Raw genomic sequence first — 12515 nt, 5'->3', positions numbered from 1 at the left:
CAGGATCATGCTTTGTGCGGGTATTTAAATTTTAATTTAGAGTATGATCTCGTTGTCCTTATAAATCGACTCCATTATTTCCCTATACGGGCCAATCTTTGCGTTTTTTGCTATGAATACATAGTCCTTCACGTAAACTCCATCGCCAATCACAGAGCCATCCTCAATCCTCACCCACTTGCCGATGTACGTATTACTACCTATAATTGCGCCCGATATGTATGATCCATCGCATAGTGATGAACCATTAAAAATCAACGAATTCAGTATCTTAGTTGTGCTACCTATTTTGGTGTTTTTATGCACTATTACGTTAGGGCCGAGCTCGGTATTGTTCCCAACCACCACGTTCGGCCCCAGATAAACTGGTGGTTGTATTGTCACCGTGGGGTGCAGGTCGGTGTTTATACAATGATTATTAGTACCTGAGCACCTATTGGCTAGGACCCTAAAATTCGCCCTTAGATAATCCTCGGGCGTCCCTATATCAAACCAAAGCCCATTGTGTATATACCCATACACACTACCCGTCCCTAATAACCTAGGTATTACATCCGTAGCTAGTTTAATCTGTCCCTCTGGGTTTCTTGGCATTAATTTAATGGTCTCCTTGGTGAATACGTAAAAACCAGCGTTAATTAGGTTAGAACCTACGTACTGCTTAGGCTTCTCTATGAAATTTATTATTCTATTATTTTCGTCTAATTGAGCGACACCATACCTTGACACATCATCGACCTTAGTGAGGGTTACTGTTGCGAGGCCGCCTGCCTTCTCATGAAAGTTTATGAGTTCGACCGTACTTATGTCACTAAAGATGTCGCCGTAAACCACGAGAAACGTGTCCGATAGTTCGTACTTCTCGTCGATCAATGGTATTGGACCTGCGTCACCCAACGGCTTGCTCTCCGTTACGAATACGAGCCTATCCTTAAACTCCGCCCATGTGTTTTCCATGTGCTCCTTAATTAAGTCACCCATGTACCTTATTGATATGAAGACTCTATTCAGTGGTATCCTTGTTATGGACTCCATGATCCAGTCAATGATTTCCTTATCGAGGACGGGGAGGAGCGGTTTCGGGCGCGAATAACTAAGGGGTCTAAGCCTGGTTGCTAATCCACCAGCTAGTATCACCACGTCATAACTCTTCATATACTTAAGTAATAAGTCATGAATTATTTTAATTTAACGCATCATGGATTGCCTTGTACCGTGTACTGCGAATAACGCATTTCCTAGGGTTAGATGACATCTCAGCCTTGAGCTGAATCTTTTAAGGCATCCGTAGTTTTTCAATAATTCTTACAATCAGATATTCAAAACTTAATAGAACCTAAATTCATGTGTCTCTCAATCACCCTAGTTTCCCGTGGCCTCTCCTCGGTGGGTAGGAAATCAGGGAAGACGTAATGAACTACATGCAGAAAACTGTAGGCAAGAAGCGGTAAGGAATTAAATAACTAGGTTTGCTTCATGGTAGGAGTTGTATGGTTAATATTCCTGACCTGTGTCATTGGGACCATGAGTGTATTGCGAATTCCGTGGCGTCAGTAATTATGCAATTGTTGAGGGGGTCCGTGCCTAGGGACCTAGTTAGTAATAGCGCCTTTGGGGACTTGGTATCTTGTAGGGATGGTAATTGCACGATTGCCGTTAATGATTTCTCGTTTATTAAGGACCTGGACAGTGCAAGTATTAAGGAGGGGGTCATCAAGGTCCTTAGGTCCATGGATTTAGCCGGTGTTCCTGAATTAATTCAGTTGTTCATAAGCATGGAGCTGGAGGCTGGCATAATGGCGGTTGATGAGAACATAAACATCAATATAAACAGTGAATTAGGGGCAAAAATAAACGAGGTACTTGGGGTAGCTCTATACTCAATAGCTGCCTATGATAATGCCATCACCAGGTTCAGCGCAGCATCTGCAATATATGAGGGTATTGGTGATGTCGGAAGGGCTCGGTTTATGGAAGCCATGTCAAAGATAACCAGGGCTGAGGACCTTAGGGTAAAGGCATCGAGGCTCCATGATGAGGGTAAGCATGATATTGAGAAGAACATGGTTGAGGACGCCTCTAAGCTATATGCATCGTCTGTGGTAAACTTCAGGGAAGCTGTAGGCGTTAGAGAGGCTAGGGCTAATGAGATCCTCAGTATGATGGATTCATCCGAGGTTTTAGCCAATTATTACTTCACCCACGGTGATATTGCCAGGGCGATGCAGTACTACGATGTATGCCGCAATGCTTCAATCAACGTTGGAGACTTGAGTGAGGAGTACTGGAGTGCCGTGAAGATAAAGGGCGATCTATGCTCAGCCTTCTACCTACTATGTAAGGCCATTGAGGAGGGTGACTGGAAGACTTATGAGGAGGCTGGCGATAAATTCCTTGAGTTGATAAACGAGGGCTTAATTGATGAATTGACAACGGAGGGCGCCGTAATGTCCTACAGGGGTGCCATAGACGGCATTAATGAAATTGATGATGCAGTTAGGGTATACTCAAAGTACGTTAAGGCTGTGAGCAAGTATTTCGATAATATCATTAAGGACAGGTATGGTGACTTCCACGCCTTCGTTGAGGAATTTCGTAGGGGTAACTATGAAAACATCGCCAGCGCACTTAATACTGATATCAGTACCCTTAAGCTGTACGTTGTTGGTAAGGTGATCATGGATGTGGTTAAGGAGGAAGGACTAAGCGAAGACTCTGCACTTGAAATACTTGCTTATCTTGCAGGTCTTGGTTTGAACCCCATGAATATGAGCGTTGATGAGATTATGAATGAATTGCAGGGCTTCATTATAGATGATGAATTCCTTAGCGAAGTAAGGAATCTACTGCTGAAGATCAGGGATAAACTTAGTTATATTCTTGCATGATGTCGTTAGTGAAAGTAATTTTTAGTATCCCTTTTGCTAGCAATTCGTGGATATTGAGGAGGTTATTAAGGAGGCAGTGGGCATCGTCACACCAAGCCTCGAGGAAAGGAATAGAGTGATTAATACTGCAAATACCGTGGTTAAGTTAGTCACTGATGGTTTATTGAAACGTGGTTACAGGGATTTTACCGTGGCGATACAGGGCTCTGTGGCGAAGGATACCTGGCTACCCGGTGATAGGGATATAGATATATTCATTATTCTGCCTAGGGACTACATAGATAAGATTAGGAGTGGTGATATAATTAATGACTTAATAGATGTGGCTGTTGAATACAGACTTAGTTGGAGTATTAAGTATGCCCAGCATCCTTACATTCAATTGATAATTAATGATTTCGAGGTTGATGTAGTGCCATGCATACGCATTAGTCCAGGTGAGCGCCCATTCACAGCAGCCGACAGAACACCATTACACACGGATTTCGTAAAAACCAAACTCATGCAAAGAACAATCGATGTTAGGTTATTGAAGGCGTTCCTAAAGTCAGTGAATATTTATGGTGCGGAGATTAAGGTACGGGGCTTCAGCGGCTATGTAAGCGAGCTCTTGATAATACATTACGGCTCCTTCCTAAATGCAATAAAGGCCATTAGTAATTGGTCAACTAGGTACGTCTTCATAGACATGACTAATACCTATAATGAGAAGGATGCCGTGAAGAAGTTCAAGTCGCCAGTCATTATAATAGACCCAGTTGACCCAAGTCGCAATGCAGCGGCGTCAATAAATAGGGATACGTTGGCCACGGCCATAGCGGCCTCGCGGGAATTCCTTAGAAACCCAAGTATTAAGTTCTTCGCAAGAACTCAATACGTTGAAATGGAGCTAAAGTTGGTATTACCAACCATGGTGATTAGGGCCCCATATCCAGAGGGTGTTTCCCCAGACATAGTATGGGGTGAAGTTACTAGATTAATGGCATTATTAGTGAGGAACCTAAGGAAACTTGGTTTTAAGGTTGTTCGATCAATGGCATGGAGTGACGATAAATCAATAATTCTACTGATGATGATATTCGAGGAACTCGAACTCCCTAGGTATGAACTGCATGAAGGCCCACCTGTTGATTCAGATGCGGCAGATAGTTTCATAAGGAAGTACGTTAATAGGCAGGATGTAGTGGGTCCATTTATAAGGGGGACACGCTGGTTCATAGTGAGGAATAGGAGGTTTCCCGACGTTATTGATGCCACTAGGCATATAATATCCACCGTATCACTTAAACACCTGGGAAATACACTGGCCCGCTCTGAATACATTAAGGTTAAGTCAATTAATGATATAGAGGTTTTTCACCAAAGTGAGAGGGCCATCGTTAAGGAGTTTCTCTGGTCAAGACCCTGGTGGTTAACGTAATTTGTCAGTTCCAGGTTTTATAAGCGATATTTTTTTAAAGTTTATCGACATAAAAGAGCAATAGGGTATGTCAGTTACACCTGACCTTGAGTTGATGACCTTCAAGGGCGTTAAGGAGTTACTTAATTATGTAAATAGTCAAATAAGTGATCTCGAGAGGAGGGTCAAGGACATAGAGGGCTTAATGAGTGACCTTAAGGTTAAGGCAGATAAGTACATAGCTCTCCTGCAGATGATAGAGGAAATCGTCGGGAAGGGACAGCAACTACCACTATCCACAACAATAGAGCTCACGGGGCTAAAGATAATCTTTGACCCAAGGCCAATTGATGAGTATGAAACGCTTGATGAAAGTAGGAAGGCAATGGCGGATAGGTTAGCCGCCCTGACCAGGGTTAAGGATGTGCTTGAGATCATTACGGCTAAGCTTGGCGATAAGGCCGAAGTGCCAATAATGGTCGAATTCAAAATGGGTATTCCAATAAAGATAATATTTAGGAGCTGGTGAGCACAAGTTGAAGTTGCAGGTCGCGCTTGATCTAGTAGAGCCCAGCTTAGCCGTTGATCTTGCCCGTAGGCTCTGTGATGCGGGCGCCGTGGATATCGTAGAGGCTGGTACGCCGTTAATAAAGACGGCAGGGATCTTCATAGTTAGTGCCTTGAGGGTTTCATGTCCTAATGCAGAGATTATGGCGGATCTAAAGACAATGGACGTTGGATCACTTGAGGCCAGGCTCGCGATTAATGCCGGGGCTAACATAGTGAGTGTGCTTGGTGCGGCTGCTAATGAGACAATAAGTGATTTCATAGCAGAGACTAGGAAACTTAATGGTAAGTCATTAATTGACATGATCAGTGTTAAGGATCCCGTCAGTAGAGTTAAGGAGCTACTTAACGCGGGACTAAGGCCTGATTATGTCGGGCTTCACCTGGGAATTGATGTTCAGAAGGGTAGGGGATTGACTGTGGAGGATTTAGTGAAGGAAGCCATTAAGATCAAGGATGAATATGGCTTAGGTGTTGCAATAGCTGGTGGCGTAGATGAGAAGATGGCGCAAAGGATTAAGGGCACTAATATTGATATTGTGATTGTGGGAAGGGCAATAACTCAAGCACCCGATCCGGTCAAGGCTGCAGAAAACATAAGGAGACTGCTTGGTATACACTAGAGGTCCTGGCCGTTTCCCTATCTACTTGTGTATTTAGCTCTCTATTTCCTTATCGTTAGGGTTGCTCCGAGCTATTCAATATTTGTCTCCAGTTCATGATAAGGAACTAAATAGGCAAGCTTGATCCACTGTATTCTTCATTTGTTCAACCAAGGATATGCCTGGTTTGTGAGCATTTCAATAAGCAATAAAGTATACTATGGTTTTCTAAATACGTATATTATCCTCGTTAAACTACCATGCACGTACTGCAAACCATTAGCCACCAACTCAAAACCCACGTTTAAGAACCAGTCAAGGGAGTCCACGTATGTAGGGTGTGAAAAGGCTATGTAGCCACGGCTTCTTAAAACCCTGTATGCTTCCTCCGCAAGCTTCCTATAAAACGTATCCAAGTCAATATCGCTTATGGATAACCTGTTATAAGGAGGATCTGTGGCTATGGAATCCACAGCACCATCCCTAGTGGGGCCTAGGAGGGAATCAGAATTAATGGCATCAATGTATTCACCCTGTATTGAGCGCAATGGCCTTAGGTTGATATCAATACCCATTACGTAAGCGCCAATCATTGCAGCTTCATATGCAATTAAGCCGGACCCTACGAATGGATCAAGAAATACCGAGCCATAGTCAGCCCTTGATAGATTAACAAGCAGTCTTGCAATACGCAAGTCAATGTTAACGGAACCATTCCTCCTACCCAACTTCAAAACCCTGTACCTAGACCTATCCAAGTCAAGGAACTTCCTTTCCCCATCACCCTCCACAACCCATACATGCCTGGTTAATGCAGCCCTGCATAACTTCCTACCTAGTGATTCAAGGTTACCATTGTAATCCATCAATAGGCCCTTCGATTCGTCAATGAGCTCAGCGGATCCTCCGGATAACTCTATTATGGACAGGATTTCACTATATGCCAGAGCCTTTAGGTCTTGGCTTACCTCCACCCTTAACCTTACCCTTGCCATACCTATTCCTCAGGATACCCAATACTGATAATGTTATTAACCCTATGGCGGTATATATCAATAAGTCGTAAAGTAGCGTGTATGTACCAACCTTACCAAGCATGTAACCAGTCATGTTACCAGCTACGATTACCAAGAAGGTTGTTAAAAGTACGTCAGCCGCAACCCTACCGAATGGCCTAATCCTGTGCTTTACGTAAACCTCGAATGCGTTAACTGTAAGTATGGCTGCCGTTACTAGGCCCACGAAGTCAAACAGGTTCAATGAACCCCAAAGAGGTATGCTTTGGTGCAGTATGTAGTACGTGGATAGTAAATACACTATTGTGAAGAATACTGATAGTGCGGAAATGAAGAATGTTATCTCGTACATCCTGAGGAAGCGCAGTACTGATTCGTGAAGATTAAAACCATAGAGTGTGAATATGGTTCCAAGTATTATTGTTATACCGGCCACTATCATAGTCCTAACGATTACTGGTATATAAGGCCATATGCTGTAGAATAATCCATAGATCAAAAGTAGGGCTCCAGGTACACCAAGTGCGTACCTCCTATACCTAGGCTCATTGAATAACTTACCAACGTAGTACCTAGCCAATACAGCAAACTCCTCAAAGCCCTTGGTTTGCTTAACAACGATCCTCTTAACCGATACTACGGGCCTCCTTGATTGAATGAGTGGAACAACAACCTCGTCAGATGGCCCATCAGAAACCACTATGAAGCCATCAGCATCAAACACCTGGAGTATCTTATCAACCTCGCTAAGTATTTTCATGTCCGCAGTAACGTCCTCGGAGCTGGCCCCTGTGACAACAGCGATCTCCACATTCTCGGCACCAAGGGTTGAGATTAACGTATCGTAAAGCTGTACTGCGCCAAACATAGCATTAGCATCAGAGTCATCTGGGTACCTAAGTATGTACTCGGTGGCTACCTTGAGTACGTTGCCTCTGCCTATTATCGGTGTGGGAACACCCAGTCTCTCACCTACGTCATTATCCCTATCAACGCAGAGCACAATTACTCTTCTTACGAGACTAGACATGGCTCACTTCTCATTATCTTCCTCTAACCCCAGCCCTAATAAATCATTCAGTGATACCCTCTCGCCTTTCATTAGTTTCTGAAGTCCTTCCTCCGCCTTCTTCTTCAGTTCCTCCTTGACTTTCGCCTCCTCCTGCTTCTTGGACACCAGGTTCTTGGACTTCCGCGCAGCTGCCAGGAGTAATTGGTACTTATTTACTTCGTCGTTTAGTTCCCTTAGCTTGTCCCTTAAACCCTTTATCTCCGCTGATTTACTCAGTATCTTTGTCTTTAACTCGTCACGCCTAGACTTAAGTGAGTCCCTACGGCTCTTTAGTTGAACGATTTCGTTAACTACGGAATCCCTCCTCTTCTTGAGATCCTGTATCTGGTTCTTAATGTTCATGAGAGCATTATTATACAGTTCCCTCATTTGTTGCCCCAGTTCCATCCTTTCTTTACGGATATTCTCAACCTCCTGGGAACCGTTGCTTATGTATTCCTTGATCCTTGAGATGACCTCTGCTGCATTTAATTCCTTCTCCAACTCCTGTATCGTCCTAAAGAACTCCCATTCCTTCTCGGGATCTGTGGGTGATATCTCATGCTCAAATTCAAGCTTATCAATTAGCTCCCTTAGTTTATCCTTATCAATGGGTTTCCCGCCAACTAAGTCATTAAGCATCTTCAGTAATTCCCTATACTTCTTCACCTTCTCTATTAGTTCCTTAGCCCTTTGGAAAAGTTCCGCCCTTCTCCCCTTAAGCTGCCGCAGAGTATTTATAATATCATCCCTATTCTTCCTTAACTTATTTAGCTCCTCCTTAACACTCTTCAACTCATTCCTCTTATTATTGAGTTGATTTATTACAGCGCTCAGCTCCTCCCTGACCTTATTCAGCTCATTACGTAGGTTCTCCCTTTCCTTCTCCCTCTCACTGATTAACTCCCTGATCTTAAGGACCTCACCGCTTAACTCCTTGATCTTGCTCTCTAACTCCTCCTCGTTTATAATTGACATTCAGGCAAGTCATAACAAGAAGGGTATTAATAATGCTTATCCCAGGTCAGTAACCTCAATAGGGGAAGAAAATATAAATCGCCTATGTAAAACGAATTAGGATATGACTGAAGTACTTAAGTACGATCTAGTGATTATTGGTTCGGGCCTAGCGGGTTTAAGGTCGGCGTTTGAAGCCGCCAGGGTATCACAAGGCAAGATAAGAATTGCCGTCATATCCAAGGTCCATGCAATGAGGAGTCACTCAGTCAGCGCCGAGGGTGGCGCAAGCGCAGTCCTCTATCCAAAGGAGACGGGCGATAGCCTTGATTTACATGCTTACGATACGGTTAAGGGCAGCGACTTCCTGGCGGATCAGGATGCCGTTGAATTACTAGTACGTGAGGCACCCAAGGAAATAATATTCATGGATCACCTGGGTGTTCCCTGGTCAAGGGATGAGAAGGGTAGGATATTACAGAGACCATTTGGCGGAATGTCGATTCCTAGAACTACCTTCGCCCAGGACAAGAGTGGTTTCTTCCTAATGAGTACATTGTACGACAATGTGCTTAGATTCGATAATATTGAAATGCTCCATGAGCACTTCGTTACGTCATTAATAATGGTAAATGGCGTATTTAGGGGGGTCACAGCCATAGACCTAAGAACAGGGGAATTCAAGGCAATACTTGCCAAGGCCGGTATAATCGCGACTGGAGGTAACGGTAGGGTTTATAAATTCACGACAATGGCATGGTCATCAACCGGTGACGGCTTCTCCCTAGCCTATAGAGCAGGAATACCACTTAAGGACATGGAGTTCCCGCAGTTCCACCCAACGGCTTTAGTACCCAATGGTATCCTAATAACCGAGGGCGCCAGGGGCGAGGGTGGTTACTTGGTTAATAAGGAGGGTGAGAGGTTCATGAAGAACTATGCTCCAAGTAGAATGGAGCTTGCCCCTAGGGATATAGTTAGTAGGTCAATAGTTACTGAATGCTTGCAGGGCAGGGGCTTTACCGATGAGGAATCAGGGCTTTGCTACGTATTACTTGATTTGAGGCATCTTGGTGAGGAGAGGATAAATAAGAGATTACCTATGATTAGGGAGATAGTAATTAAGACGCTGGGTATCGATCCGGTCGATGAGCCAATACCCGTTAGACCAGCAATGCACTACATGATGGGCGGTATACACGTTGACTTAAACGGTCAGGTAATGCTCGATGAGGATAAGACGAGGGTACCAAACCTATGGGCTGCCGGTGAGGCTGCCAATGTCAGTGTACATGGAGCAAACAGGTTAGGTAGCAACTCCTTGAGTGATTGCCTTGTGTGGGGTAGGTTGGCAGGCGCCGCTGCTGCTAAGTACGTAATGTCAGCTCCTGATTCAATGCTCGAGTACACAGGTGACATAGTGACAAAGGTTACTAATGAGGAGAGTAGGATATTCAACAAGTTACTACATAAGGAGGTTGGTGCAGAGAACCCGTACTCCATTAGGGAGGAGATGAATAGGACCATGGACACATACGTGTATGTGTTCAGGGACAAGAGCGGACTGGAGGAGGCATACTCAGCAATAAAGAGGTTGAGGGAGAGGTTCCAGAATATTAGGATTGAGGACAAGGGCAGGTACTACAATACCAACCTAAGGGATGCACTCGAACTTGACTTCCTACTCGAGCAAGCCGAACTAATAACCATCGGAGCACTAACAAGGACCGAATCAAGGGGTGCCCACTACAGGCTTGATTACCCGAAGAGGGATGATGCTAACTGGCTAAAGCACACACTATACTTCTACACACCTGATGGGCCAAGAATAAGCTATGCGCCCGTCCGCATAACTAGATGGAAACCTGAGGAAAGGAAATACTAATCTAAGGCAGTTAAAATTAGTAGGTAAAAGTAATTAAAGGGGGCATTAGCAGTTGTTTCTTCGTGAAGTACAGACTAATGGATGTATTGGCGTGTCCCTATGATAAGACATTCCCACTAACATTAATAGTGCTCAGGGAGAGGGAATACCCCGAACGAAAATATGAGTGGAGTAAGAAACCCTTCTGTGAGGAGTACTGTGCCCTCAAGAACGTAAACATAAAGAATCACCCAAACCCCCAGGAGCTGCCCTGTGAGGAATGCATCAAGAAGGAGGTTGTGGATGGCGTGCTCTACTGTCCTAAGTGCGGTCGCTGGTACCCAATTAAGGAGGAAATACCGATATTGTTACCCGATGAGCTTAGGAATAGGGAGGAGGACAAGGCATTCCTTGATGCCATCAAGGATCAATTACTTAAGGTAAGCCCAGAGCTAGGAGGTAAAATATTGAAGGAGGGAAAACCCATCAATTTATCAACGCAGTAGATAATCAATACGCTATGGTTATTGCCGATTCAAATGATTGTGCCGACAAATGACATTATGATCCCCAGTACTATGTAAAGGATTAACCATAGGATCGCGTTGCCCCTGAAGTACCTACTCATTAGTGTGCCAAACACGCCGAGCATTATCACGGGAACCACGGGGATCCAAAGCACCTTAACTATGTACATACTAAGATCCGTAATTAGGGCGCCAAGTAAGGATACAACACCGAAGATAAGGCCCTTAATTAAAGCGTCATATATGGCCCTCTTATGTAGGCTTGTTCTTAGTAATGAACCTTTCCTCATGAGTAGGGTTCTCTCGATGTGGCTCAACGAGCTCCTCTCCTCGGCGTACTCAGCCATGAAGGCCGTTACTAGGTTTATCACGGTGACGATGATCACGAGCTTAATAGTGCTCCGCATAGACTCACCCAGTACAAGGGTTGTTAAGACGCTGTCCAGAAAACCAAGCACTAGGTACCTACCATCTATACTTACCATAGTCACTTCTCCTTAAGCAACTGAGGATTGATCTCAAGTATGTACTCACCAACAATCACTTGATCAACGCTTCTGATCGCGCCGCCCAAGTCCTCAATCACGCCCTTCACTCCATTATAATCAATATTATCACCCTCAATGACGATCACCAGGCCTAGGACCTCGACATCCGTGTCAGTCACGGTAATGTTAACAGCCTTAACACCACTAACTCGACCCAACTTATCCGCAAGCTCCACAGTGGAGATACTACTTGGCACATCAACATCAAGCACAACCCTACGCAACCCAACCAACTCAGATCAAAGACAATAAACCACACCCCTACTTAAGTATTTAGCCTGCATGGGAAATAAATTTTAAATGAAACTTAGTATAGTAGTATATTATGTCTTGGAAACCAAGTGAGGATGCAGAACGAGATAAGGAACGAGCAACAGAATACGAAAAACTATACAGCGGATTCACATTCCAAGGCCCATTAACAGTTGAGCTAAGGACAGGGATCATTGTTGCAGCGAGGTTCGCCGATAAGTTGCGACGTGCTGCGTTCGCCGCCTTCTCAAAATTAGTACCTGAGGATGTGATACTCAGGGATATTGCTGAGTTGAATAAGGTGGTGTATGACGAGATGATAAAGAGGAATATTGATAAACTGGCCCTCGTGAGAATAAGCGTCGTAGTCTCGTATGACCAAAGGACAAACAAGTTCAATTTCTCTAACCTAAGGATTGAGAGATTATACACAGAAGAGGAGGTTAATAAAATAATCAATGAGAAGTGCGGCGAATTAGAGGCGAAGATTGAGAAGATAAGGAGCATAATAGGTTCTATATGAGATTACCTAATGTAATGATGAAATGAATGTCAAACCTCGCCCTTCAGGGCGGGGAGGGAGTCAGTTATTCTTAGGCAATATACTAACAGCTTGGGTATTGAGGAGTGAGGTTGGGTTATGGGTGTTCTGAGCCAACATGTTGTTAGTTGGAGAATTAAATGTAGTGTTGAGTTATGGACTTTAGTGGCGTTGTTTATGTCGCACGTTAGTTTTACCAGGATAGGGTATTTATACTGCCATTAGTGTTTTTATTGTTTATATAATAATTCCTTAACAAAGATGTATCATCCTCAAGCAACTATAGAAAAAGATATTCTATAA

At 44.0% G+C, this 12515-nt stretch carries 13 protein-coding genes; 7 read left to right on the top strand and 6 right to left on the bottom strand.

Translation table 11 applies throughout. The annotated features are described in order from the left end of the window. Window positions 1-36: 36 nt before the first annotated feature. On the bottom strand, window positions 37-1155 hold the full coding sequence (locus tag Vsou_RS01090) for a nucleotidyltransferase family protein (protein WP_188603584.1): 1119 nt from the start codon (window positions 1153-1155) through the stop codon (window positions 37-39). 335 nt (window positions 1156-1490) lie between these two features. Between Vsou_RS01090 and Vsou_RS01085 the strand changes: the two genes are divergently transcribed. The 4 genes from Vsou_RS01085 (at window position 1491) to Vsou_RS01070 (ending at window position 5477) form a co-directional block, all read left to right on the top strand. Then, on the top strand, window positions 1491-2888 hold the full coding sequence (locus Vsou_RS01085) for a hypothetical protein (protein ID WP_188603583.1): 1398 nt from the start codon (window positions 1491-1493) through the stop codon (window positions 2886-2888). 46 nt (window positions 2889-2934) lie between these two features. Continuing rightward, window positions 2935-4308: a CCA tRNA nucleotidyltransferase gene (gene cca / locus Vsou_RS01080; RefSeq protein WP_188603582.1), complete on the top strand. Its 1374-nt coding sequence runs from the start codon at window positions 2935-2937 to the stop codon at window positions 4306-4308. A 67-nt stretch (window positions 4309-4375) separates the two neighbouring features. Continuing rightward, entirely contained in the window at window positions 4376-4816 is a 441-nt protein-coding gene (locus tag Vsou_RS01075) for a hypothetical protein (protein ID WP_188603581.1), read from the top strand. Window positions 4817-4823: 7 nt separating this feature from the next. Beyond that, window positions 4824-5477, top strand: a complete 654-nt coding sequence (locus Vsou_RS01070; RefSeq protein WP_188603580.1) for an orotidine 5'-phosphate decarboxylase / HUMPS family protein — start codon at window positions 4824-4826, stop codon at window positions 5475-5477. Window positions 5478-5674: 197 nt separating this feature from the next. Here Vsou_RS01070 and Vsou_RS01065 read toward each other — a convergent pair whose 3' ends face one another. From Vsou_RS01065 to Vsou_RS01055, 3 genes are read right to left on the bottom strand one after another with little or no spacing between them, the layout of a single operon-like run. Then, window positions 5675-6451 (bottom strand): TRM11 family SAM-dependent methyltransferase, encoded by a 777-nt coding sequence (locus tag Vsou_RS01065; RefSeq protein ID WP_188603579.1) that lies wholly within the window; start codon window positions 6449-6451, stop codon window positions 5675-5677. After that, window positions 6393-7502, bottom strand: a complete 1110-nt coding sequence (locus tag Vsou_RS01060; RefSeq protein ID WP_188603578.1) for a DUF373 family protein — start codon at window positions 7500-7502, stop codon at window positions 6393-6395. Before Vsou_RS01060 ends, Vsou_RS01065 begins: the two co-directional genes overlap by 59 nt. Window positions 7503-7505: 3 nt before the next feature. Continuing rightward, window positions 7506-8501 carry a coiled-coil protein gene (locus tag Vsou_RS01055; protein ID WP_188603577.1) on the bottom strand — a complete coding sequence of 332 codons (996 nt, stop codon included), beginning with the start codon at window positions 8499-8501 and terminating at the stop codon, window positions 7506-7508. A gap of 103 nt (window positions 8502-8604) precedes the next feature. Here Vsou_RS01055 and Vsou_RS01050 point away from each other — a divergent pair, with 103 nt between their 5' ends. Together Vsou_RS01050 and Vsou_RS01045 are read left to right on the top strand one after the other, a co-directional pair. After that, window positions 8605-10365, top strand: a complete 1761-nt coding sequence (locus tag Vsou_RS01050) for a succinate dehydrogenase/fumarate reductase flavoprotein subunit (RefSeq protein ID WP_188603576.1) — start codon at window positions 8605-8607, stop codon at window positions 10363-10365. Between the two features lie 62 nt (window positions 10366-10427). Further along, entirely contained in the window at window positions 10428-10850 is a 423-nt protein-coding gene (locus tag Vsou_RS01045; RefSeq protein WP_188603575.1) for a Trm112 family protein, read from the top strand. Window positions 10851-10879: 29 nt separating this feature from the next. On the opposite strand, the gene Vsou_RS01040 is transcribed toward Vsou_RS01045, so the two are convergent. Together Vsou_RS01040 and Vsou_RS01035 are read right to left on the bottom strand one after the other, a co-directional pair. Continuing rightward, entirely contained in the window at window positions 10880-11356 is a 477-nt protein-coding gene (locus Vsou_RS01040) for a hypothetical protein (RefSeq protein WP_188603574.1), read from the bottom strand. A gap of 2 nt (window positions 11357-11358) precedes the next feature. Further along, window positions 11359-11652: a DUF211 domain-containing protein gene (locus Vsou_RS01035; RefSeq protein WP_054844381.1), complete on the bottom strand. Its 294-nt coding sequence runs from the start codon at window positions 11650-11652 to the stop codon at window positions 11359-11361. Between the two features lie 92 nt (window positions 11653-11744). Between Vsou_RS01035 and Vsou_RS01030 the strand changes: the two genes are divergently transcribed. Continuing rightward, entirely contained in the window at window positions 11745-12194 is a 450-nt protein-coding gene (locus Vsou_RS01030; protein ID WP_188603573.1) for a DUF2258 domain-containing protein, read from the top strand. Window positions 12195-12515 lie beyond the last annotated feature (321 nt).

The organism is Vulcanisaeta souniana JCM 11219 (assembly GCF_026000775.1).
Classification (GTDB): domain Archaea; phylum Thermoproteota; class Thermoprotei; order Thermoproteales; family Thermocladiaceae; genus Vulcanisaeta; species Vulcanisaeta souniana.
This window is presented reverse-complemented; position numbering and strand designations above follow the sequence as displayed.